Source organism: Burkholderia sp. BCC1993, assembly GCF_905339865.1.
GTDB lineage: Bacteria > Pseudomonadota > Gammaproteobacteria > Burkholderiales > Burkholderiaceae > Burkholderia.
In genome coordinates, this window is the sequence record NZ_CAJPGZ010000007.1 from 104,513 (window position 1) to 126,318 (window position 21,806).

Below are 21,806 nucleotides of genomic sequence, written 5' to 3' on the forward strand. Positions count from 1 at the left end.
CTTGGTCGGTCAGTTGCGGTTTCGGTGAAGGGGGAAGGCGGCAGCGCAGCGAACGTCATGCGCCCGGGCCGGGGCGCGCGCGGTTCGCGGGTCTGCCGGACGGAGCCGGGGTGGCGAGGAATGCGAGCAGATCGGCCATGCCGCTGCCGGTGCCGTCGGGCGGCGCGCCGAGTTCCTCGGCGGGCGCGCCCGTGCGGTTGAGCCAGAACGTCGTGTAGCCGAACCAGGCGGCCCCCGCGACGTCCCAGGCGTTCGACGACACGAACACGATGTCGCGCGGGTTCGCGCCGAACGCGGCGGTGCCGAGTGCGTACGCGGCCGGGCTCGGCTTGTACGCGCGTACCGCGTCGGCCGACAGCACGCGATCGAACAGGCCGGTCATGCCGGCGCTCTTGATCGCGATGTCGAGCATCTCCGGGTTGCCGTTCGACAGGATCGCGAGCGGCGGGCGCGGGTCGAGCGCGCGCAGCTTGCGCAGCGCGGGCACCGTGTCGGGATAGGTGGACAGGCACGCGTATTCGTCCATCAGCCGCTTTTCGGCCGCGCTGTTCAGCGCGAGCCCGAGCCTGCGCGCGGCGAACCGCAGCGCGTCGAGCGTGATGTCGCGGAACGGGCGATAGCGGGCGCCGGACGGATCGGCGAGCGTGCGCAACTGCGAGTATTCGATTTGCTTGCGTCGCCACAGCTGCGACAACCGGTCCCCGTGACCGGGAAACATCTGCTCTGCCGCGGCCACGACCGCATGCACGTCGAACAACGTGCCGAATGCATCGAAGAGGATTGCGTCGGGAGAGGAGAGTGTCGTTGTGGCCGACATAGCCTTGCGCTCCAGTTTCAGAGGTCGGAAACGATTTTATTCGTGCTCGTCAGTGCTAAAAAAGACGCTAAACATCACTTGATCTTTTACTTTCATATACCTAATCTTGACCGCTCAAGCTATTTGAAGGGCGGGAACGCCGCCCTTGCGAGTCATGGACCGGTTCAAACAGATCGAAACGTTCGCCGCGGTCGCGGCGAAGGGCAGCCTGTCGGCGGCCGCGCATGCGGAAGGCGTCGCGCCGGCGATCATCGGCCGCCGCCTCGACGCGCTCGAGGAGCGGCTCGGCGTCAAGCTGCTGGTGCGGACCACGCGCAAGCTCACGCTGACCTTCGAGGGTTCGGCCTTCCTCGAGGATTGCCAGCGAATCATCAACGACATGCAGAACGCGGAGGCAAGCGTGTCCGCCGGCGGCGTGAAGGCGAGCGGCCACCTGCGCATTTCCGCGCCGGCCGGCTTCGGGCGGCGCCACGTCGCGCCGCTCGTGCCCGAGTTCAGCGGCGCGCATCCGGACGTGTCGGTCACGCTCGACCTGTCCGACCGGATGGTCGACCTCGTCAACGAAGGGTTCGATTGCGCGGTGCGGCTCGGCGAGCTGCCCGATTCGTCGCTGGTGTCGCTGAAGCTCGGCGAGAACCGGCGCGTGTGCGTCGCGTCCCCCGCGTATCTCGCGCGGCGCGGCACGCCGGCCACGCTTGCGGAACTCGCGCGCCACAACTGCCTCGCGCTTGCCGCGAATGCGAACCAGCAGCGCGGCTGGGCGTTCCAGGAGGACGACAAGGTGGTGTCGATCCGGGTGAACGGCACGATGGAATGCTCGGACGGCGCGGTGCTGCACGAGTGGTGCCTCGCCGGCTACGGCCTGGCATGGCGATCGTGGTGGGAGGTCGGCGACGACATCGCGGCCGGCCGCCTCGTCACCGTGCTCGACGCGTTCGCAGCGCCGCCGATCGGCATCCACGCGGTGTTTCCGCAGCGCCGTCACCTGCCGCTGCGCGTGCGGCTGTTTCTCGATTACCTGAAACATACGTACGAACGGCCCGGGTATTGGGGCGAGTAGGGCGCACCCGCCCGCGCGTTTCCGATATGAGGGCGAACCCGCTGCCGGCGCCGGTCGCCCGGTTTCGCGCACTACAATCGAAACTGGCATGCGCGACGCGCCGGAGCCGGCCCGCATGGGTTCGCGGTGCGCGCGATGCGTCTGACGCAGGAGGGCGCGATGTTCCGGCACATCCTCGTTCCAACCGACGGTTCCGAACTGTCGCAGAAGGCGATCGACGGCGCGATCGACCTGGCGCGCGCGGTCGGCGCGCGGGTCACGGCCTATGCGTGCCTGCCGCAGTATCCGTACTCGCCGTTTTCCGAAGTGATCATCGAGCCGCCCGCCGATTTCCGGGCGCGCAGCGAGCGCGAGGCGCGCGCGCACCTGGACGATGTGCAGGCAGCCGCGAAGGCGGCCGGCGTCGTCTGCGACAGCTGGACGAGCGTGCATCCATCGCCGTACCTCGGCATCATCGAGGCGGCCGAACGTGGCGGCTGCGACGTGATCTTCATGGCGTCCCACGGACGTCGCGGGCTCGGCAGCCTGCTGATCGGCAGCGAAACGCAGCGCGTGCTGACCCATACGAAAATTCCGGTGATCGTCTATCGATAGAGGCGGCGCCCGTCGTTCGTGGCCGCGCGTGTGACAGCACGGCGGCGCCGCTGAAAAAAGGCGCGCCGGACGAAGCCGGCGCGCGTCGTTGCTGGCGGCCGCAGGCCGCGCGGCGGGTCGCGCGGGTCACCGCGCGCCTGCCGTCTCCTCCCTGATTGTTGTTCCCGTTGTTCCGTGCGGCCGATGCCGCGCCGTCGCGTGACGGGCCGGCATCGGCGTGACGCTTGCGCGCGTTACGCGACCTTCTTGCCGTCGAAGAACTGTTCGTCTTCGGTCGAGCCGTGCAGCGCGGTCGTCGAGGCTTCGCGCTCGACCGTCTGCGTGACCGCGTCGAAGTAGCCGGTGCCGACTTCGCGCTGGTGCTTGACGGCCGTGAAGCCCTTGTCGGCCGCCGCGAACTCGGCCTGCTGCAGTTCGACGAACGCGCTCATCTGCGTGCGGGCATAGCCGTGCGCGAGGTTGAACATCGAGTAGTTCAGCGCATGGAAGCCGGCCAGCGTGATGAACTGGAACTTGTAGCCCATCGCGCCGAGTTCCTTCTGGAACTTCGCGATCGTCGCGTCGTCGAGGTTCTTCTTCCAGTTGAACGACGGCGAGCAGTTGTACGACAGCATCTTGCCGGGGAACTGCTTGTGGATCGCTTCCGCGAACTTCTTCGCGTACTCGAGATCCGGCTTGCCCGTCTCGCACCAGACGAGATCGGCGTACGGCGCATACGCGAGGCCGCGCGAGATCGCCTGCCCGATGCCCGGCTTCGTGCGGAAGAAGCCTTCGACCGTGCGCTCGCCCGTCAGGAACGGCTTGTCGTTGTCGTCGATGTCGGACGTGATCAGGTCCGCCGCTTCCGCGTCGGTCCGCGCGACCAGCAGGGTCGGCGTGCCCATCACGTCGGCTGCGAGACGCGCCGCCGACAGCTTCGCGACCGCTTCGCGGGTCGGCACCAGCACCTTGCCGCCCATGTGGCCGCACTTCTTCACCGACGCGAGCTGGTCCTCGAAGTGCACGCCCGAGGCGCCTGCCTCGATCATCGCCTTCATCAGTTCGAACGCGTTCAGCACGCCGCCGAAGCCGGCTTCCGCGTCCGCGACGATCGGCGCGAAGAAATCGACGTAGCCTTCGTCGCTCGGATTCTTGCCTTCCGACCACTGGATCTGGTCGGCGCGCGTCAGCGTGTTGTTGATGCGCTTGACGACGAGCGGCACCGAGTTCGCCGGGTACAGCGACTGGTCCGGGTACATTTCGCCCGCGACGTTCGCGTCGCCGGCCACTTGCCAGCCCGACAGGTAGATCGCCTTCAGGCCGGCCTTCACCTGCTGCATCGCCTGGTTGCCGGTCAGCGCACCGAGTGCGTTGACGAACGGCTCTTCGTTGATGAGGCGCCACAGCTTTTCCGCGCCGCGCTTGGCCAGCGTGTGCTCGACGGCGATCGAGCCGCGCAGGCGCACCACGTCGTCAGCCGTGTAGCTGCGCTTGATGCCCTTCCAGCGCGGATCGGTTTCCCATTGCTTTTGCAGTTCCTGTGCCTGTTGCTGTCGCGACATGATGAGCTCCTTGATGCGGTGTGTTGCCAGATCGGTCGAATCGGACGGTGCTGATGCTGTTCTCGAAGCGGAAGCGGGGGCGTGCCGCTTCGAGAAGTCTTGTATAAGAGTCTAGGCAAACCGGTCGGAGTCAAACAGGGGCTGTCTCGCGAAGTTTCGAACTTTTTAATCGTTATTAATCAATCGCTTGTTGTTTTTATTTCGCAATGAGAAACGATTTTTCCCATCTCGCAATTGTAAGGTTGTGCCGCGCAGCATGATTTTTTACGACGCAAAAAAATTTTCCGCATCGTGAAATTTGGTGCGGGACGAAAAAAAACCGGCGCGGGTGCGCCGGTTTGCCGGATGGGCGGGCGGCCGCGGGGCCGCCGGGGCGTGCTTACGACGCCGAATTGCTGCGACGCGGGCCGCCGCTGCGCTGGCCGTCGCGACGCGGGCCGCCGTCACGGCTGCCGCCCGGCTTGCCGCTCCAGCCGCCGCCGTTGCCGCCGCCGTAGCTGCGGCTGCCGCCGTTGCCGCCATGACCGCCGCCCGGCTTGCCGCCGAAACGACGACCGCCGTTACCGCCGCCCGGACGGCCGCGGCCGCCGGTGCCGCGATCGTTGCGCGGGGGTGCCTTGCGGGGCTCGAAGCCTTCGATCACGTTGACCGGCAGCGGCGAGCGTACGAAGCGCTCGATGCGCTTGAGCGCGCCCTGTTCGGCGTGGTGCACGAGGCTCACCGCGGTGCCCGAACGGCCGGCACGGCCGGTACGGCCGATACGGTGCACGTAGTCTTCCGCGAACTTCGGCAGGTCGTAGTTGAACACGTGCGTGATGCCCGGGATGTCGATGCCGCGGGCCGCGACGTCGGTGGCCACCAGCACGCGCACGCGGCGCTCGCGCAGCGCACGGATCGTGCGGTTGCGCGCGCCCTGCGGCAGGTCGCCGTGCAGCGCGGCCGATTCGAAGCCGGCGTCGGCGAGACGGCCGGCGAGCTGGTCGGCGTCGATCTTGGTCGCCGTGAAGATGATCGCCTGGTCGAGCGCGTCGTCGCGCAGCAGGTGATCGAGCAGGCGATCCTTGTGGTCGCGGTCGTCGACGTAGTGCACGGTCTGCGCGATGTTGGCGCGCGATTCGAGGCGCTGCTGGATCTCGATGCGTTCCGGATCCTTCAGCAGGCGGCTCGTCAGCGAACCGATCTTGCCGTCGAGCGTGGCCGAGAACAGCATCGTCTGGCGCGACTCGGGCGTGGCGGCGACGATCGTTTCGATGTCTTCGATGAAGCCCATGTCCAGCATGCGGTCGGCTTCGTCGAGCACGAGCATCTTCAGTTCGGACAGGTCGATACGGCCGCGCTCGAGGTGATCGAGCAGACGGCCCGGCGTGGCGACCAGGATCTCGGGGTTCTTCGCGAGCAGCATCAGCTGCTGGCCGTAGGCGACGCCGCCGAGGATGCTGACCGTGCGCAGGCGCTTCAGGTGCTTGCCGTAGGTCGACGCGGCCGTGGTGACCTGCATCGCGAGTTCACGGGTCGGCGTCAGCACGAGCAGGCCCGGGCGGGCGACGGGCTGCGGGCGGCGCACACGGCGGTCGCCCTGGTTCGGTTCACGCGGCGCGCGCGGTTGCTGCGCCTGCGCCTTCTGGAGCTGCGCGAAACGTTCGATCGCGGGCAGCATGAATGCGGCCGTCTTGCCCGAACCGGTCGGGCTCGACACCAGCAGGTCCCGACCGGCGATGCCGGCCGGAATCGCGCGCTGCTGGACCGGCGTCGGCTTGGCGTAGCCGGCGGCCTGCAGCGCGGAAACGATCTCCGGCGACAACCCGAGCGACGCGAAAGTCGGCTCGTCCGACGCCGGTTCGACCGCGGCCGGTGCGGCAGCGTTGTCGAGACCGAGCGCCTGGTCGGCGATCGCGTTGAGCGGGCTGGAGTTGATGCTCGAAGTCATAACAATCCTTGAAACACAGTGGGTGAAACGTCGGCGCCAATCGCGCATACCCAAGTCGTCGGATTCAGCGAGCAAATCGGGAAACGGGTGCAATCCGCCGAACCGTCGGCGGATGAGGCATTAGAAGCTGTTTTGGGTGCGGCGCGCTTCTGGAGCGGGGCCGCCAGCCTAGTTGACGACCGCGAGGGTCGAAGCAGGAGGGGACAGGTTCTAAACCGGATTGGAGCTTAACGCTACGAGGCGTCGGGCCGGAACGGCTTGCGAGCCGAGCGCGGGAGGTGACGCAGCCAGCATTATAGAGAAATTTGCTGCGCTGCGCCACTGATTTGATTGCCTATTGCGGCAGGCGGGACAGATCAGGACGCCGTGCCGTTCTTCAGCGATTCGACGAGCTCGATGTATTGCTGCTTCGCCGCGTCCTGGGTCGTGCCTTTCAGCGCTTCCCACGCGTCGTACTTGTACTTGCCGACGATGTCGGTGAAGCCGGGCTTGTCGCCGTGCGCGTCGCCGTCGGTCGCCTGCTTGAAGAGCGCGTACAGGCGCAGCAGCGTCAGGTTGCCCGGGCGCTCGGTCAGTTGCTTGACGTCGACCTGGGCCTGGTCGAATTGGGCGGTGAGTTCGCTCATCGTGTGTCTCCGTAAGGGTTTCAGGTCGGGCGATCTTAACAAGCGCCGCGCCGCGCGGGGTCGAGCGATCCTTCCAAACCGCCGGCCGCGCGGCGCGCGCATCGCGATCGGGTCCGATCGCCCGTGGGAGCGGGGCGCCGCATTACAATGTCGGCCATGACGCAAACAGTGCTCCTCGCCATCGATACGTCGACCGAATACTGCTCGGTCGCGCTGCTGCGCTCGGCTTTCGCCGATGACGCCGTTTCCACCCCGCAAACCTGGGTCCGCCACGAGCTGACGGGCGCCGTGTCGAGCACGCGCGTGCTGCCGGCCATCCAGGAACTCTTCGCCGAATCGGGCCTCACGTTCGCCGATTGCGACGCGATCGCGTTCGGCGCGGGCCCCGGCTCGTTCACCGGGCTGCGCACCGCGACCGGCATTACCCAGGGGCTCGCGTTCGGGCGCGGGCTGCCGGTCGTGCCGGTCAGCACGCTGCTCGCGTGCGCCGAACACGCGCGGCTGCGCGCACCCGGCACGACGCGCGTGCTGGCCGCGCTCGACGCGCGGATGGACGAAGCGTACTGGGCCGACTTCGCGTGGGACGCGCAGGCGGGCGACTGGCGCACGCTGCATCCGGCGTCGCTCGATGCACCGGGCGCCGTCGGCGTGCCCGACGCGCCGTTCACGCTCGCGGGCAACGCGGCGGCCGCGTTCGGCGCGCAACTGCCGGCCGCGGCGGCCGCGGCCGTGATCGACGGCGATGCGCTGCCGCATGCGCTGGCTGTCGCGCATGCCGCGCTGCGGGCGTTCCGCGCCGGCCGGACGGTGCCGGCCGACCAGGCCGCGCCCGAATACGTGCGCGACAAGGTCGCGCAGACCACCGCCGAGCGCATGGCCGCGCGCGCCGCGCAGACGGGCGGAGCGAAAGGATGACGGGCGTCCTGTTGAGCGACCGCTATTTGTCGCCGATGACCGACACCGATCTCGACGAGGTCGTCGCGATCGAGCAGGTCGCGTACGAATTCCCGTGGAGCCGCGGCAATTTCGAGGATTCGCTGCGCAACGGCTATTTCGGCGTGTGCCTGCGCCACGTGACGGGCGCGCTCGTCGGCTATTGCGTGCTGATGCCGGTGGTCGACGAGATGCACCTGCTGAACCTGTGCGTCGCGCCGGCCGCCCAGCAGTCGGGCGCGGGTCTCGCGCTGCTGCGCGAAGCCGTGCGCATCTCGCGCGCGGAACGGCTCGACGGCATGCTGCTCGAGGTGCGGCCGTCCAATCCGCGGGCGATCCATCTGTACGAGCGCTTCGGCTTCGTGACGATCGGCCGGCGCAAGAACTACTATCCGGCGCGGCATCGCAGCCGGGAGGACGCGATCGTGATGCGTCTGACGCTGAACAAGGACGAAGGGGACGCGCATGGCGTGGGCTGAAGCAGCGCTCGAGGAAATGGGTCTCGCGCAGATCTGGGTGCGGCGCGGGTCGCGCGCGGAAGGCGCGGAGGCGGGTGGCGCGGGTGCAGCGCCGGCTGAGGCGCCGGGTGCGGCGGACGATGCGCCCGCCGTTGCGGCCGCAACCGTCGCGCGCGCGCCGCGGCCGACGTCGGAGCAGCCGCGTGACACGCAGGCGCCTGCACGTGTGTTCCCGCGTGACGATACGCCGCCGGTTGATACGCCGCCGGTTGGCGGCGCCGCGCGCGCCGCGGCGCCGGCCGCCGAAACGGGCAGTGCCGCGCGTGCCGCGATCGACGACGATCGTGCGTCCGCCGGGCCAGCATCGTCCACAGCCGCTGCCGCTGCCGCGGACGACATGCCGCCGCTCACCGAAGACGATTTCGCGTGGTTCGACGCGGCGCCGCCCGGCGATCCGCTGCCGCCGGCCGAAGCGCGTCCGGCCGCGACGCCGGTCGCGATGCTCGACTGGGATGCGCTCGCGGCCCGCGTCGCCGATTGCATGAGCTGCCGCCTGTGCGAGAAGCGCACCAACACCGTGTTCGGTGTCGGCGATCGAGAAGCGGACTGGATGCTGATCGGCGAAGCGCCCGGCGAGAACGAGGACAGGCAGGGCGAGCCGTTCGTCGGCCAGGCCGGCAAGCTGCTCGACAACATGCTGCAGTCGCTCGCGCTCAAGCGCGGCGACAACGTCTACATCGCCAACGTGATCAAGTGCCGCCCGCCCGGCAACCGCAATCCGGAACCGGACGAGGTCGCGCGCTGCGAGCCGTACCTGCAGCGTCAGGTCGCGCTCGTGAAGCCGAAGCTGATCGTCGCGCTCGGCCGCTTCGCCGCGCAGACGCTGCTGAAGACGGACGCGAGCATCGCATCGCTGCGCGGCCGCGTGCACACGTACGAAGGCGTGCCGGTGATCGTCACCTACCACCCGGCGTACCTGCTGCGCAGCCTGCAGGACAAGTCGAAGGCATGGGCCGACCTGTGCCTGGCGCGCGATACGTTCCAGCGGGCGGAGGGCGCCGCCGCACACGGGCCGGCCGGACAATGACGCGCGGCGCGGCGTTCGCGTTCGTCGATACGCTGCACGATGCCGCGGTCCGCGATCTGGGCTGGCTCCTCGCGAGCCCGAGCCTGCTCACCGCGGCGCCCGGCGCGCCGCTCGCGCATCCGTGGTCGGATGCGGTCGAACGCGTGGCCGTCGAAGCGTGGCTCGTCGCGCTCGATGCCGCGCCCGAGCCGCTGCACCGCGCGCTCGACGGGCTGCGGCCCGTGCGACTCGGCCGCTATGCCGAATGCCTGCTCGAGTATTTCCTCACGCACGGGCCGTCGCTGCGGCTCGTCGCTGCGAATCTACCGTTGCGCAGCAACGGCAAGACGCTCGGCGAGGTCGATTTCCTCGTCGATGCGCCGGGCGGGCTGCGCCTGCACTGGGAACTCGCGGTCAAGTGCTATCTATGCGCGCCGGTGGACGGCGATGCATCGCTCGCGGATTTCGTCGGGCCGAATCTCGTCGACCGCCTCGACCGCAAGCGCAGCCGGCTGCTCGAGCATCAGCTGCGGCTGAGCGATCGCCACGGGTTCGCGCTGCTGGGCTACGGCGCGCCGTCCGATGCGCAGATGTTCATCAAGGGCTGGCTGTTCTATCCGCACGGCGTGCCGCTGCCGCCGGTGGCCGCGGAAATCGCGGCCGATCATCCGCGCGGGTTCTGGCTCACGCACGCGCAGTGGCCGGCCTGGGCCTCCGCACAGCCCGACGGTGCGGCGTGGAACGTGCTGCCGCGGCTCGCATGGCTCGCGCCGCGGCGGGTGGCGGCCGACGCCGCGCCCGAACCGCTGGCGCGTTCGCTCGAGTTGCCGTCCGCCTTGACGGCGCGCCAGGCGCCCGCGCTGATCGGCGTTCATCGACAGGACGGCAACGGCGTATGGCGGGAGACGGCGCGCGGCTTCATCGTGCCGGACGACTGGCCCGCGCGTGCGCAGGCGTTCGCTGCCCAGGACCACTGACGCCGCGTCAGCCGGCGCTTACCACCAGCGATGGAAGTGATGGACGGGGCCGACGCCGTGGCCGACGTCGAGCTGGCCGCTCGCGGCGATCGCGCCGGTCAGGTAGGCCTTCGCTTCGCGCACCGCGCTGTCGAGATCGGGTTGCTGCGGCAGCAGCGCGGCGATCGCCGACGACAGCGTGCAGCCCGTGCCATGCGTGTTGCTGACCGGCACGCGCGTGCCGTCGAACCGCACCGCATGCGCCGCATCGACGAGCCAGTCGGGGCTCGCGGCTGCGTCAGGCAGGTGGCCGCCCTTCATCAGCACGGCGCGCGCGCCGGATTGCAGCAGCGCCCGGCCTTGCCGGACCATCTCGTCTTCGGTCATCGCGGGCGTGTCGCCGAGCAGGGCCGCCGCTTCGGGCAGGTTCGGCGTGACGACGGTCGCGAGCGGCAGCAGCGCGTCGCGCAACGCGTCGACCGCATCGGGCGCGAGCAGCGCGTGCGAACTCTTCGAAATCATCACCGTATCGAGCACGACGAAGCGCGGCGCATAGCGCCGCAGCGCGTCGGCGACCGCGTGCACGATCGCCGCGTTCGCGAGCATGCCGATCTTGACCGCGTCGATGCGGATGTCGTCGAACACCGCGTCGAGCTGCGCGGTCACGAACGCGGCGTCCGGCGCGTGCACGCCGGTCACGCCGCGCGTGTTCTGCGCGGTCAGCGCGGTGATCACGCTCGCGCCGTACGCGCCGAGCGCGGAGAAGGTCTTGAGGTCGGCCTGGATGCCCGCGCCGCCGCCCGAGTCGGAGCCGGCGATCGTCAGGACGTTGGGTATCGGGTGCGTCATGATGGCAAGGCGCCGGTTCGAAGACCGGCGCCGACGGACGGAAACAGGAAGTGTAGCGTCAGTGCCGCGATTCGCCGATCAGCGCGACCGAGTCGAACTGACGCTGGTTTGCCTGGTGGCGGCGCATCACGAGCCACATCGTCAGGCACACGAACGTGCCGAACAGCACGATCACGACGCCGACCGGCACGTCGAGCCAGACCAGCACCGCGTACAGGCACAGCATCACGAGCACCGACAGGTTCTCGTTGAAGTTCTGCACCGCGATCGAATGGCCGGCCGACAGCAGCACGTGGCCGCGATGCTGCAGCAGCGCGTTCATCGGAACCACGAAGTAGCCGGACAGCGCGCCGACGCAGATCAGGAAGATGTAAGCGACGATCAGGTACACGGGCAGGCGCAGGTGGCCGAAGTGCACGGCCCAGTGCGCCGGGAACAGGTCACGCGTGTAGAACGCCATCAGCATGACCGCGATGCCCATGATGATGCCGACCGGCAGCACGCTGAGCGACTTCTTCAGCGGGATCCGCGCGGCGGCGGCGATCGCGCCGCCCGCGACGCCGACCGCGACCACCGCCTGCAGGATCGCGCCTTCGGACAGCGACATGTTGAGCGACACTTCGGCCCACTTCAGCACGATGAACTGCAGCGTCGCGCCCGCACCCCAGAACAGCGTCGTGACCGCGAGCGAGATCTGGCCGAGCTTGTCGCGCCAGAGCACCATGAAGCAGTCGGCGAAGTCGGTGAGGAGCTTGACCGGGCCGCGCTCCTGCTTCGGGTAGCGCGCGCCGGTATCGGGGATCCGCAGATTGAAGATGGCGGCGATCACGTAGATCGCCATGATGATCACCATCGCCGCTTCGGCAGGCGTGGCGATCCAGGCAGGCGTGTGCGCGATCACGTGCGACGCGATGTGCGGGCTGATCAGCGCGCCGCCGAGCACGGTGCCGAGAATGATCGAGCTGACGGTCGTGCCTTCGATCCAGCCGTTCGCGGCGACGAGCCGGTCGGCCGGCAGCAGCTCGGTCAGAATGCCGTACTTCGCGGGCGAGTAGGCGGCGGCGCCGAATCCGACGATGCCGTATGCGATCAGCGGATGGGCGCCGAACAGCATGATCAGGCAGCCGACCACCTTGATCGAATTGGTGATGAACATCACGCGCCCCTTCGGACGCGAATCGGCGAACGCACCGACATAGGCCGCCAGCACCACATACGACAACACGAAGAACAGCTTGAGCAGCGGTGTCATCCAGTTGGGGGCGTGGAGGTCTTTCAGCAGGGCGATGGCGGCGATGAGAAGCGCATTGTCGGCCAACGACGAGAAAAACTGCGCGGCCATGATGGTGTAAAAACCTTTTTTCATCTGATGCGATGCTTTCGTCGCTGCGGCAGGGCCGCGTAGGCCGCCTGGTATGCGATCGGCTTATTCCGTTCGAAATGGGTTGTGCGCACGGCTTTATAACACGAAAATACGGCAATTCGGACTAGCAAGATTCCCCGATCGTTCCGCAAATTGTCGGCTTCGGTGCTCAAAAGGCGCGGTAAGCTGATGATTCGCAAGCGTCTTTACGTAAATTTCCCATGCCGCGCCCGATCTCCGCCACCATCCACACCGCCGCCCTCGCGAACAATCTCTCCGTCGTCCGCCGCTTTGCCGGCCCGTCCAAGGTCTGGGCGGTCGTCAAGGCCAACGCGTACGGCCACGGTCTCGCGCGCGTGTTTCCCGGCCTGCGCGGCACCGACGGCTTCGGCCTGCTCGACCTCGACGAGGCCGTGAAGCTGCGCGAGCTCGGCTGGGCCGGCCCCATCCTGCTGCTCGAAGGGTTCTTCCGGTCGACCGACATCGACGTGATCGACCGCTACAGCCTCACGACCACCGTCCACAACGACGAGCAGATGCGGATGCTGGAGACGGCGCGGCTGTCGAAGCCCGTCAACGTGCAGCTCAAGATGAACAGCGGGATGAACCGGCTCGGCTACGTGCCGGAGAAGTACCGCGCCGCGTGGGAGCGCGCCCGTGCGTGCCCCGGCATCGGCCAGATCACGTTGATGACCCATTTTTCGGACGCCGACAACGAGCGCGGCGTCGCCGAGCAGCTCGCGACGTTCGAGCGCGGCGCGGCAAGCATCGCGGGCGCGCGCAGCCTCGCGAATTCGGCGGCCGTGCTGTGGCATCCGGATACGCACTTCGACTGGGTGCGGCCGGGGATCATGCTGTACGGCGCATCGCCGTCGGGGCTGTCGTCCGATATCGCCGACACGGGCCTGAAGCCCGCGATGACGCTCGCCTCCGAGCTGATCGCCGTGCAGACGATCGCGAAGGGGCAGGCGATCGGCTATGGCTCGACGTACTCCGCGCAAGCGCAGATGCGCGTCGGCGTCGTCGCGTGCGGCTATGCGGACGGCTATCCGCGCGTCGCACCCGAAGGCACGCCCGTGATCGTCGACGGCATCCGCACGCGGATCGTCGGCCGCGTGTCGATGGACATGATTACCGTCGACCTGACGCCGTGCCCGCAGGCCGGCGTCGGCGCGCGGATCGAGCTGTGGGGCAACGCGCTGCCGATCGACGACGTCGCGCGCCATTGCGGGACCATCGGCTATGAACTGATGTGCGCGGTCGCCGGCCGCGTACCGGTGCGCGCGGAATAAGGGCAGAACGCGTGGCCAAACAGAAAACCGTCTATGTCTGCAGCGAGTGCGGCGGACAAACCCCGAAGTGGCAGGGGCAATGCCCGTCGTGCCAGGCGTGGAACACGCTCGTCGAATCGGTCGCCGAGTCGCCGGCCGCCCATCGCTTCCAGTCGCTCGCGAAACGCGCGCCCGTGCAGCGCCTCGTCGACATCGAGGCGGCCGACGTGCCGCGCTTCTCCACCGGCATCGGCGAATTCGATCGCGTGCTGGGCGGCGGGCTGGTCCCGGGCGGCGTCGTGCTGATCGGCGGCGATCCCGGCATCGGCAAGTCGACGCTGTTGCTGCAGTCGCTCGCGGACATCGCGAGCGTGCGGCGCGCACTCTATATCAGCGGCGAGGAATCGGCCGCGCAGATCGCGTTGCGCGCGCAACGGCTCGCACTGCTCGACGGCGGCGCGCCGGCGGCCGAGCTGAAGCTGCTCGCCGAGATCCAGCTCGAGAAGATCCAGGCCGCAATCGACACGGAACGGCCGGACGTCGCCGTCATCGACTCGATCCAGACCGTCTATTCCGAAGCGCTGACATCGGCGCCCGGCTCGGTCGCGCAGGTGCGCGAGTGCGCGGCGCAGCTCACGCGCATCGCGAAGCAGTCCGGCACCGCGATCATCATGGTCGGGCACGTGACGAAGGAGGGCAACCTCGCCGGCCCGCGCGTGCTCGAGCACATCGTCGACACGGTGCTGTACTTCGAGGGCGACACCCATTCATCGTTCCGGCTCGTGCGCGCGTTCAAGAACCGCTTCGGCGCGGTCAACGAGCTCGGTGTGTTCGCGATGACCGAGCGCGGGCTGCGCGGTGTCGCGAACCCGTCCGCGCTGTTCCTGTCGCAGCACGAGCAGGTCGTGCCGGGTTCCTGCGTGCTCGTCACGCAGGAGGGCACGCGGCCGCTGCTCGTCGAGATCCAGGCGCTCGTCGATACGGCCCACGTGCCGAACCCGCGCCGGCTCGCGGTCGGCCTCGAGCAGAACCGGCTCGCGATGCTGCTCGCGGTGCTGCACCGGCACGCGGGCATCGCGTGTTTCGACCAGGACGTGTTCCTGAACGCGGTGGGCGGCGTGAAGATCACCGAGCCGGCCGCCGACCTCGCGGTGCTGCTCGCGATCCATTCGTCGATGCGCAACAAGGCGCTGCCGAAGGGCCTGATCGTGTTCGGCGAAGTGGGGCTGGCAGGCGAGATCCGGCCGTCGCCGCGCGGCCAGGAACGGCTGCGCGAGGCGGCGAAGCTCGGTTTCACCGCCGCGCTGATCCCGAAGGCGAATGCGCCGAAACAGCCGATCGAAGGGCTGAACGTGATGGCCGTCGAGCGGATCGAGCAGGCGATCGATCGTGTGCGCGATCTCGAATAGCCGTGGCTGGCCAACGCCGCCGTGCGTTGGCCCGCAGTGATCTGTCGCGTAATTGGCTGTAATGAATATGTAGGCTGATGTAACCCGCCGGACATCGCTTTTCCCTATCCTTTGCCGGATTGTCGAACCGCGCAATGCGAAGGGAACCTATGTTTAAACAGTATGGGGAAGCGCCGAGCGGACGCAGTTACAACCTGCGCGGCTGCCGTGTGTCGGAGCCGATCGTTCAGCCGTGGGGCGGCGGATGCCGGATTGTCGAATGGATCGATGACGAAGGGCGCCTGGCGCGCCGGGTCGTGTCCGAGGACGTGACGGAAGCGGAGGTCGCGGCGGCGATCCGCCGGCCGACCGAAGGGCGGCGTCACCTGATGGGCGATGACGAGCAGTTGCCGCGCGATACGTTGCCGCGGCGTTGAGCGGATGGCGCGGCCGGCAGACGGCCGACGCAATCACGTCGAACGCAACAACGACAAAGAGGCCGGGCCCGGGCGCCCGGCCTTGTCGTTTCCGCGCCCGGTGCGGCTGGGCGGGTTCGTAGGTCGTCGGTCGTAGATAGTGGATCGTGCCGAGGCGTCCGGCCGCCGCTGAAACGACCGGCTGACGGCGCCCGGGGCGCGTTCAGCTGATCTGCTCGAGTTCTTCCTGCACGGCGAGCCAGTCCGCCTCGACCGTTTCGAGCCGGGTATTGACCTCGCCCAGCTTGCGGATCGCTTCGGTCAGTTCCGTCTTGCGCGCGGCTTCGTAGCTCGCCGGATCGGCGACGAACGCGTCGAGGCGCGCCTTCTCCGCGTGCAGCGTTTCCATTTCCCTTTCGAGCTTCGTGATGCGGTTCTGCAGCGGTTTCTTCAACTGCGACAGCCGCTGGCGCTCCTCGGCCGCCTGACGCTTCTGATCCTTGCGGTTGACGCCCGGATCCGCGCCCGCTGCCGCCGCGCTGTCGGCCTTCGCGGCCGCGCGTTGCTCGGCCGCATGCTGCAGCAGCCAGTCGCGGTAATCGTCGAGGTCGCCGTCGAACGGCTGCAGCCGGTGCTTCGCGACGAGCATGAACTGGTCGGTGGTCGCGCGCAGCAGGTGGCGGTCGTGCGAGACGAGGATCAGCGTGCCTTCGAACTGCGCGAGCGCCATCGTCAGCGCGTGACGCGTCTCGAGGTCGAGGTGGTTGGTCGGTTCGTCGAGCAGCAGCAGGTTCGGTTTCTGCCAGATGATCAGCGCAAGCGCGAGCCGCGCCTTCTCGCCGCCCGAGAACGGGCCGACCGGGCTCGTCGCCATGTCGCCGGAGAAATTGAAGCCGCCGAGGAAGTCGCGCAGTTCCTGTTCGCGCGTATCGGGGGCGAGCCGCGCGAGATGCGCGAGCGGCGAATCGTCCTCGCGCAGCGTTTCGAGCTGGTGCTGCGCGAAATAGCCGATCGTCAGCCCCTTGCCGTCGCGCACGTGGCCCGACAGCGGCGCGAGCGTGCCGGCCAGCGTCTTGATCAGCGTCGACTTGCCCTGGCCGTTCGCGCCGAGCAGGCCGATGCGCTGGCCGTTCTGGATCGACAGCGCCACGCGTTCGACGATCGGGATGTCCGTGCCGTCCTCGGCGTGGTAGCCGCAGCGGACGTCTTCCATCACCATCATCGGGTTCGGCGCGGCGTCGGGCGTGCGGAACTCGAACGTAAACGGCGACGCGATGTGCGCGGGCGCGATCAGCTCCATCTTCTCGAGCGCCTTCATCCGGCTTTGCGCCTGCTTGGCCTTGGTCGCCTTGGCCTTGAAGCGGTCGACGAAGCTCTGCAGGTGCTCGATCGTCTTCTGCTGCTTTTCGTACGCGCTTTGCTGCAGCGCCAGCTGCTGCGCACGCAGCACTTCGAACTGCGAGTAATTGCCGCCGTAGCGCTTCACCTGGCGATTTTCCAGATGCAGCGTGACGTTGCAGATCGAGTCGAGGAATTCGCGGTCGTGCGAGATCACGACGAGCGTGCCGGCGTAGCGGTGCAGCCAGTCTTCGAGCCAGACGATCGCGTCGAGGTCGAGGTGGTTGGTCGGTTCGTCGAGCAGCAGCAGGTCGGAGCGGCACATCAGCGCCTGCGCGAGGTTCAGCCGCATGCGCCAGCCGCCGGAGAAGCTGGCGACCGATTCGCGCGTCTGCGCGAGCGTGAAGCCGAGGCCGAGCAGCAGCGCTTCGGCGCGCGCGGGGGCCGTATAGCCGTCGGCGTCGGCGAACGCCGCGTGCGCGTCGGCTTCGGCCGCGCCGTCGTGCGCGGCCGAGGCGGCGGCGATACGCGCCTCGATCTCGCGCAGCGCGGTGTCTCCGTCGAGCGTGTAGTCGAGCGCGGAGCGGTCGACGGCGGGCGTTTCCTGCGACACGTGGGCGATCCGCCACGACGGCGGCATCGCGAAATCGCCGCCGTCGGAATGCAGCTCGTCGCGCAGGACCGAGAACAGCGTCGATTTGCCGGCGCCGTTCGCGCCGATCAGGCCGGCTTTCTCGCCGGGATTGAGCACGAACGAGGCCGATTCGAACAGCGGCTTGGTGCCGCGCGCAAGGCTGAACTGATTGAAACGGATCACGGCGGGAATGACTGACCAAAACCGCTATTCTAGACTGCGCGCGCGTCGCCCCGGATTTCGGCCGTTCGGCAGGTGCCGCAACGGCGCGATTTCGCCTAGACTCCACGTCGATACGGTTTCGTAAAAGGAGTGCCCGATGTCCACCCTGTATTCGTTCAGCGCAGAGACGCTCGCCGGTGCGCCGGCGTCGCTCGACGCGTATCGCGGCAAGGTGCTGCTGATCGTCAATACCGCGAGCGAGTGCGGTTTCACGCCGCAGTATGCGGGCCTGCAGAAGCTGTATGACCAGTACGCGGCCCGCGGTTTCTTCGTGCTCGGCTTCCCGTGCAACCAGTTCGGCAAGCAGGAGCCGGGCGACGCCACGCAGATCGGCGCGTTCTGCGAGCGCAACTACGGCGTCACGTTCCCGATGTTCGCGAAGATCGACGTGAAGGGCGACCACGCGCATCCGCTGTACCGCTACCTGACCGACGAGGCGCCCGGCATCCTCGGCCTCAAGGCGATCAAGTGGAATTTCACGAAATTCCTGATCGACCGCGACGGGCGGATCGTCAAGCGCTACGCGCCGTCGACGAAGCCCGAGGAAATCGCCGCGGATATCGACAAGCTGCTTTGACGGCTCGACGCGGCGAGCGGGCGGTTCGGAACGAGCCTGCCGGGTCGCGCCGTGCGCAAGCATGCGCCGCCGGGCGGCGGCGCGGGGCCGGCGCTCGCGCAACCGCTACAGGATCGGCGCGAACAGGCGCGCGACGTGCATTGCGATACGCCGCCACGCGGGCGAGTGCCGATACTCGTTCGCATCGACTTCGTAGGCCAGCGCGAAATCGGCGTCGAGCATCGCTTCGACTTCGTCGGCGAACGTGCGGTCGACGGTCAGCACCATGATTTCGAAGTTCAGCCGGAACGAGCGGTTGTCGAGATTCGCGCTGCCGACGGCGGCCGCGACGCGGTCGATCAGCACCACTTTCTGATGCAGGAAGCCGGGCCGGTAGCGAAACACCTTGACGCCTGCGTCGACGAGATCGCGCGCATAGAGCTTCGACGCCTCGAACACCACGTAGTGATCGCGCCGGCTCGGAATCAGGATGCGCACGTCGACGCCGCGCATCACCGCGAGCTTCAGCGCGGCGATCACCGCTTCGTCGGGCACGAGATACGGCGTCGTGATCCAGACCCGTTCGCGCGCGGCGTTGATCGCCTCGACGAAGAACAGCGAGCCGGTTTCCTGCTTGTCGGCCGGCCCCATCGGCACCGCGAGGCAATGCATCGCGTCGTCGGGCAGCGCCTCCGGCGGCGCGACGAGCGGCGGCAGCGTTTGCGTGGCCCAGTGCCAGTCTTCGGCGAACACGTACTGGATGCTGGCCACCACCGGGCCGCGGATCTCGATATGGGTGTCGCGCCACGGCGACAGGCGCCGGTTCGCACCGAGATATTCGACGCCGACGTTGAGGCCGCCGACGAACGCGCGATTGCCGTCGACGACGACGATCTTGCGATGGTTGCGGAAGTTGAGCTGGAAGCGGTTGACGAACTTGCGGTGGGTCGCGAACGGATGGACCTCGACGCCGCCGCGGCGCAGCGTGTCGACGTAGCCGTGCGGCAGGTCGAAGCTGCCGATGCTGTCGTACAGCAGGTAGCAGCGCACGCCGGCCGCCGTGCGGGCGAGCAGCGCGTCGCGCAGCATCTGGCCGAGCGCGTCGTCGCGCACGATGAAGAACTGGACGATCACGTAGTCGCGCGCGGCGTCGATTGCCGACAGGATCGCCGAGAAGGTCGCGTCGCCGTTCACGAGCGTGCGCACCGCATTGCCGCCGACGAACGGCATTCCGCCCAACCGCGTGAGCGCGAGCACGGCGGCCCGGCCGATCGCGTCGGCGGCCGGCCCGTCGGTTGCGTCCGCCGCGGGCCATGGCGCGCGCGGTGCGTGCGTGCGCAGCGCTTCCATCTCGTGGCGCCGCGCGTCGACATAGCCGGAGAACTTGCTGCGGCCGAGGAACAGGTACGGGATGAGCGTCAGGTACGGCATCGCGGCGAGCGACACGGCCCATGCGATCGCGCCTTGCGACGTGCGCGTGTTCAGGATCGCATGACACGCCGCGATGATCCCGAGCACATGGATGGCCAGGATCAGGGTGCCGAGATGTAGCCAGTCGAGGGTCATGGGCGCGTGACGGACTCCTGAAGTCGTGCGGCGCGACGGCCGCTTACGCGCATCTTACCCAACCGTGCGGGACAGCGGTGTGCCGTACCGCACGGTTCGGTCGCGGCGCGCCGTCAGGCCTTGCGCGGCAGGTCAGACGCCTGGATCAGGAACACGGCGTCGTCGCCCGCGCTGGTGGGCAGCCACGTGAGCTCGAGGCCGCCGAACGCGGCTTCGACGTGCTCGCGCTCGTTGCCGATTTCGACGACGAGCACGCCGTCGTCGTGCAGCCACTTGTGCGCTTGCCCGATGATGCGCCGCACGATGTCCATCCCGTCGTCGCCACCCGCGAGCGCCATTTCCGGCTCGTGCCGGTACTCGGGCGGGAGGGCCGCCATCGACGTTGCGTTCACGTACGGCGGGTTCGTCAGGATCACGTCGTAACGCGTGTCGGGTTCGGCGCGGAATGCGGGCAGCGGCGTGTAGAGGTCGCCGCGATGCAGCGTGATGCGATCGTCGAGGCCGTAGTCGCGCACGTTGATCTCGGCGACTTCAAGTGCCTTCTCGGACAGGTCGACCGCGTCGATCTCGGCATTCGGGAACGCGCTGGCCGCGAGGATCGCGAGGCAGCCGGAACCGGTGCACAGCTCGAGCACCGCGCCGACCTGCTCGGGATCGGCGACATACGGCTGCAGCCCGTCGTCGAGCAGTTCGCCGATGAACGAGCGCGGCACGATCACGCGCTCGTCGACGTAGAAGCGGTGGCCATGCATCCACGCTTCATGCGTGAGATACGCGGCCGGCACGCGGTCGGTCGCGCGTCGCTCGATCACCGCGAGCACGGCCGCGATTTCGTCGGGCAGCAGGCGGGCATCGAGGAACGGCTCGAGCGTGTCGAGCGGCAGGTCGAGCGTGTGGAGTACGAGGTAAGCGGCTTCGTCGTACGCGTTGTCCGAGCCGTGGCCGAACGCGAGCTTCGCCTTCGAGAAGCGCGTGACCGCATAGCGCAGCAGGTCGCGAACAGTTGCAAAAGGTGTCGTCATGCGAGGCTCCGTCAGGCGATCAGTTGTTCGAGCACGCGGCGGTACACGTTCTTCAGCGGGTCGACGAAGCGCACGTCGATGTGCTCGTCGATCTTGTGGATGCTGCCGTTCGGCGGACCGAACTCGATCACCTGCGGGCAGATGCGCGCGATGAAGCGCCCGTCGGACGTGCCGCCCGTCGTCGACAGCTCGGTCGTGAGGCCGGTCTCGGCGCGGATTGCGTGCTCCAGCGCGTTCGACAGGTCGCCGCGCGGCGTGAGGAACGGCAGGCCGCTCACCGACCACTTCAGCGAGTATTCGAGGCCGTGCTTGTCGAGGATCGCATGCACGCGTGCCTGCAGGCCCTCGACGGTGCTCGCCGTCGAAAAGCGGAAATTGAACATCAGGTCCGCGTGGCCGGGGATCACGTTGGTCGCACCGGTGCCGGCATGCAGGTTCGACACCTGCCAGGTGGTCGGCGGGAAGTATTCGTTGCCTTCGTCCCACTGTTCGGCGGCGAGCTCGGCGAGCGCCGGCGCGAGCAGGTGGATCGGGTTCTTCGCGAGGTGCGGGTAGGCGATGTGGCCCTGCACACCCTTGACGATCAGTTCGCCCGACATCGAGCCGCGGCGGCCGTTCTTCACGACGTCGCCGAGTTCGGCGGTCGACGTCGGCTCGCCGACGATGCAATAGTCGAGACGTTCGCCGCGCGCTTCGAGCAGCTCGACGACTTTCACGGTGCCGTCGGTGGCCGGGCCTTCTTCGTCGCTCGTGATCAGAAACGCGATCGCGCCGCGGTGGCCGGGGTGGGCCGCGACGAATTCCTCGGAGGCGACGACGAACGCCGCGAGCGACGTCTTCATGTCGGCCGCGCCGCGGCCGTACAGCTTGCCGTCACGATGCGCGGGAATGAACGGCGGCGAGGTCCACTGCTCGAGCGGGCCGGTCGGCACGACGTCGGTGTGGCCCGCGAACGCGAGCAGCTTGCCGTCGCGGCCGTCGGCGCCGCGCTTCACGGCCCACAGGTTGGTCACGCCGTGCGACGCGATGGTCTCGCATTCGAAGCCGAGCGCGGCGAGGCGCTCGGTCATGATCTGCTGGCAATGCTGGTCGTCGGGCGTGACGGACGCGCGGGCGATCAGCTGTTCGGTAAGGGCTAGGGTGGCGGACATGGTTCGGACCACTTTCGATAAAAAATGCCGGCGCGGTGGCCGGCAGCGATGA

General features: G+C 68.2%; 20 protein-coding genes. 10 read left to right on the forward strand and 10 right to left on the reverse strand.

The features are described from left to right. Nucleotides 1–55 precede the first annotated feature (55 nt). Nucleotides 56–817 (reverse strand): haloacid dehalogenase type II, encoded by a 762-nt coding sequence (locus tag U4Y91_RS13190; protein ID WP_321805411.1) that lies wholly within the window; start codon nucleotides 815–817, stop codon nucleotides 56–58. A gap of 154 nt (nucleotides 818–971) precedes the next feature. On the opposite strand from U4Y91_RS13190, the gene U4Y91_RS13195 reads away from it, so the two are divergent. Together U4Y91_RS13195 and U4Y91_RS13200 are read left to right on the forward strand one after the other, a co-directional pair. Beyond that, a complete protein-coding gene (locus U4Y91_RS13195; RefSeq protein WP_257771653.1) occupies nucleotides 972–1,877 on the forward strand; it encodes a LysR family transcriptional regulator in 906 nt (301 codons plus the stop codon). A 159-nt stretch (nucleotides 1,878–2,036) separates the two neighbouring features. Then, nucleotides 2,037–2,471, forward strand: a complete 435-nt coding sequence (locus tag U4Y91_RS13200; protein WP_059459679.1) for a universal stress protein — start codon at nucleotides 2,037–2,039, stop codon at nucleotides 2,469–2,471. Between the two features lie 233 nt (nucleotides 2,472–2,704). Here the strand turns inward: U4Y91_RS13200 and aceA are convergent, their stop codons facing one another. The 3 genes from aceA to U4Y91_RS13215 form a co-directional block, all read right to left on the reverse strand. Then, complete coding sequence (gene aceA / locus U4Y91_RS13205; RefSeq protein ID WP_321805412.1) at nucleotides 2,705–4,012, reverse strand: isocitrate lyase; 1,308 nt, start codon at nucleotides 4,010–4,012, stop codon at nucleotides 2,705–2,707. A 379-nt stretch (nucleotides 4,013–4,391) separates the two neighbouring features. Then, nucleotides 4,392–5,939 (reverse strand): DEAD/DEAH box helicase, encoded by a 1,548-nt coding sequence (locus U4Y91_RS13210; RefSeq protein WP_321805413.1) that lies wholly within the window; start codon nucleotides 5,937–5,939, stop codon nucleotides 4,392–4,394. Nucleotides 5,940–6,295: 356 nt separating this feature from the next. Next, on the reverse strand, nucleotides 6,296–6,565 hold the full coding sequence (locus tag U4Y91_RS13215) for an acyl-CoA-binding protein (RefSeq protein ID WP_044847954.1): 270 nt from the start codon (nucleotides 6,563–6,565) through the stop codon (nucleotides 6,296–6,298). Between the two features lie 147 nt (nucleotides 6,566–6,712). Here U4Y91_RS13215 and tsaB point away from each other — a divergent pair, with 147 nt between their 5' ends. From tsaB to U4Y91_RS13235, 4 genes are read left to right on the forward strand one after another with little or no spacing between them, the layout of a single operon-like run. Then, entirely contained in the window at nucleotides 6,713–7,480 is a 768-nt protein-coding gene (tsaB, locus tag U4Y91_RS13220) for a tRNA (adenosine(37)-N6)-threonylcarbamoyltransferase complex dimerization subunit type 1 TsaB (RefSeq protein WP_321805414.1), read from the forward strand. Beyond that, a complete protein-coding gene (gene rimI, locus U4Y91_RS13225; protein ID WP_321805415.1) occupies nucleotides 7,477–7,977 on the forward strand; it encodes a ribosomal protein S18-alanine N-acetyltransferase in 501 nt (166 codons plus the stop codon). The genes tsaB and rimI overlap by 4 nt, the downstream gene beginning before the upstream one ends. Continuing rightward, nucleotides 7,964–9,043 (forward strand): uracil-DNA glycosylase, encoded by a 1,080-nt coding sequence (locus U4Y91_RS13230; protein ID WP_321805416.1) that lies wholly within the window; start codon nucleotides 7,964–7,966, stop codon nucleotides 9,041–9,043. The genes rimI and U4Y91_RS13230 overlap by 14 nt, the downstream gene beginning before the upstream one ends. Beyond that, nucleotides 9,040–9,999 carry a DUF1853 family protein gene (locus U4Y91_RS13235; protein ID WP_321805417.1) on the forward strand — a complete coding sequence of 320 codons (960 nt, stop codon included), beginning with the start codon at nucleotides 9,040–9,042 and terminating at the stop codon, nucleotides 9,997–9,999. The genes U4Y91_RS13230 and U4Y91_RS13235 overlap by 4 nt, the downstream gene beginning before the upstream one ends. Before the next feature lie 18 nt (nucleotides 10,000–10,017). On the opposite strand, the gene thiD is transcribed toward U4Y91_RS13235, so the two are convergent. Further along, nucleotides 10,018–10,827, reverse strand: coding sequence for a bifunctional hydroxymethylpyrimidine kinase/phosphomethylpyrimidine kinase (thiD, locus tag U4Y91_RS13240; protein ID WP_321805418.1), 810 nt, complete (start codon nucleotides 10,825–10,827; stop codon nucleotides 10,018–10,020). Between the two features lie 58 nt (nucleotides 10,828–10,885). Next, nucleotides 10,886–12,193 carry a lysophospholipid transporter LplT gene (lplT, locus tag U4Y91_RS13245; protein WP_321805419.1) on the reverse strand — a complete coding sequence of 436 codons (1,308 nt, stop codon included), beginning with the start codon at nucleotides 12,191–12,193 and terminating at the stop codon, nucleotides 10,886–10,888. Between the two features lie 218 nt (nucleotides 12,194–12,411). Between lplT and alr the strand changes: the two genes are divergently transcribed. The 3 genes from alr to U4Y91_RS13260 all read left to right on the forward strand — a co-directional run bounded on the left by alr (nucleotide 12,412) and on the right by U4Y91_RS13260 (nucleotide 15,286). Then, nucleotides 12,412–13,482 carry an alanine racemase gene (gene alr, locus U4Y91_RS13250; RefSeq protein WP_321805420.1) on the forward strand — a complete coding sequence of 357 codons (1,071 nt, stop codon included), beginning with the start codon at nucleotides 12,412–12,414 and terminating at the stop codon, nucleotides 13,480–13,482. 11 nt (nucleotides 13,483–13,493) lie between these two features. Next, the gene (gene radA / locus U4Y91_RS13255; protein WP_321805421.1) at nucleotides 13,494–14,870 is read left to right on the forward strand and encodes a DNA repair protein RadA; all 1,377 of its coding nucleotides are present in this window, start codon (nucleotides 13,494–13,496) and stop codon (nucleotides 14,868–14,870) included. 149 nt (nucleotides 14,871–15,019) lie between these two features. Further along, nucleotides 15,020–15,286, forward strand: coding sequence for a DUF2866 domain-containing protein (locus U4Y91_RS13260; protein ID WP_321805422.1), 267 nt, complete (start codon nucleotides 15,020–15,022; stop codon nucleotides 15,284–15,286). A gap of 202 nt (nucleotides 15,287–15,488) precedes the next feature. Here the strand turns inward: U4Y91_RS13260 and U4Y91_RS13265 are convergent, their stop codons facing one another. Further along, nucleotides 15,489–17,420, reverse strand: a complete 1,932-nt coding sequence (locus U4Y91_RS13265; RefSeq protein WP_321805423.1) for an ATP-binding cassette domain-containing protein — start codon at nucleotides 17,418–17,420, stop codon at nucleotides 15,489–15,491. Between the two features lie 136 nt (nucleotides 17,421–17,556). On the opposite strand from U4Y91_RS13265, the gene U4Y91_RS13270 reads away from it, so the two are divergent. After that, complete coding sequence (locus U4Y91_RS13270; protein WP_069745053.1) at nucleotides 17,557–18,036, forward strand: glutathione peroxidase; 480 nt, start codon at nucleotides 17,557–17,559, stop codon at nucleotides 18,034–18,036. 105 nt (nucleotides 18,037–18,141) lie between these two features. Here U4Y91_RS13270 and cls read toward each other — a convergent pair whose 3' ends face one another. The 3 genes from cls to dapE all read right to left on the reverse strand — a co-directional run bounded on the left by cls (nucleotide 18,142) and on the right by dapE (nucleotide 21,754). Further along, nucleotides 18,142–19,581 carry a cardiolipin synthase gene (gene cls / locus U4Y91_RS13275; protein WP_321805424.1) on the reverse strand — a complete coding sequence of 480 codons (1,440 nt, stop codon included), beginning with the start codon at nucleotides 19,579–19,581 and terminating at the stop codon, nucleotides 18,142–18,144. 113 nt (nucleotides 19,582–19,694) lie between these two features. Continuing rightward, on the reverse strand, nucleotides 19,695–20,603 hold the full coding sequence (gene prmB, locus U4Y91_RS13280; RefSeq protein ID WP_321805425.1) for a 50S ribosomal protein L3 N(5)-glutamine methyltransferase: 909 nt from the start codon (nucleotides 20,601–20,603) through the stop codon (nucleotides 19,695–19,697). An 11-nt stretch (nucleotides 20,604–20,614) separates the two neighbouring features. Further along, a complete protein-coding gene (gene dapE / locus U4Y91_RS13285; protein ID WP_321805426.1) occupies nucleotides 20,615–21,754 on the reverse strand; it encodes a succinyl-diaminopimelate desuccinylase in 1,140 nt (379 codons plus the stop codon). Nucleotides 21,755–21,806: the final 52 nt, after the last annotated feature.

Coding starts and splice junctions, on each gene's coding strand:
- cls (WP_321805424.1), bottom strand. CDS start 19,581: ATGACCCTCGACTGGCTACATCTCGGCACCCTGATCCTGGCCATCCAT.
- aceA (WP_321805412.1), bottom strand. CDS start 4,012: ATGTCGCGACAGCAACAGGCACAGGAACTGCAAAAGCAATGGGAAACC.
- dapE (WP_321805426.1), bottom strand. CDS start 21,754: ATGTCCGCCACCCTAGCCCTTACCGAACAGCTGATCGCCCGCGCGTCC.
- U4Y91_RS13215 (WP_044847954.1), bottom strand. CDS start 6,565: ATGAGCGAACTCACCGCCCAATTCGACCAGGCCCAGGTCGACGTCAAG.
- rimI (WP_321805415.1), top strand. CDS start 7,477: ATGACGGGCGTCCTGTTGAGCGACCGCTATTTGTCGCCGATGACCGAC.
- U4Y91_RS13270 (WP_069745053.1), top strand. CDS start 17,557: ATGTCCACCCTGTATTCGTTCAGCGCAGAGACGCTCGCCGGTGCGCCG.
- U4Y91_RS13200 (WP_059459679.1), top strand. CDS start 2,037: ATGTTCCGGCACATCCTCGTTCCAACCGACGGTTCCGAACTGTCGCAG.
- alr (WP_321805420.1), top strand. CDS start 12,412: ATGCCGCGCCCGATCTCCGCCACCATCCACACCGCCGCCCTCGCGAAC.
- U4Y91_RS13190 (WP_321805411.1), bottom strand. CDS start 817: ATGTCGGCCACAACGACACTCTCCTCTCCCGACGCAATCCTCTTCGAT.
- U4Y91_RS13210 (WP_321805413.1), bottom strand. CDS start 5,939: ATGACTTCGAGCATCAACTCCAGCCCGCTCAACGCGATCGCCGACCAG.
- lplT (WP_321805419.1), bottom strand. CDS start 12,193: ATGAAAAAAGGTTTTTACACCATCATGGCCGCGCAGTTTTTCTCGTCG.
- U4Y91_RS13260 (WP_321805422.1), top strand. CDS start 15,020: ATGTTTAAACAGTATGGGGAAGCGCCGAGCGGACGCAGTTACAACCTG.
- U4Y91_RS13195 (WP_257771653.1), top strand. CDS start 972: ATGGACCGGTTCAAACAGATCGAAACGTTCGCCGCGGTCGCGGCGAAG.
- U4Y91_RS13235 (WP_321805417.1), top strand. CDS start 9,040: ATGACGCGCGGCGCGGCGTTCGCGTTCGTCGATACGCTGCACGATGCC.
- thiD (WP_321805418.1), bottom strand. CDS start 10,827: ATGACGCACCCGATACCCAACGTCCTGACGATCGCCGGCTCCGACTCG.
- prmB (WP_321805425.1), bottom strand. CDS start 20,603: ATGACGACACCTTTTGCAACTGTTCGCGACCTGCTGCGCTATGCGGTC.
- U4Y91_RS13230 (WP_321805416.1), top strand. CDS start 7,964: ATGGCGTGGGCTGAAGCAGCGCTCGAGGAAATGGGTCTCGCGCAGATC.
- tsaB (WP_321805414.1), top strand. CDS start 6,713: ATGTCGGCCATGACGCAAACAGTGCTCCTCGCCATCGATACGTCGACC.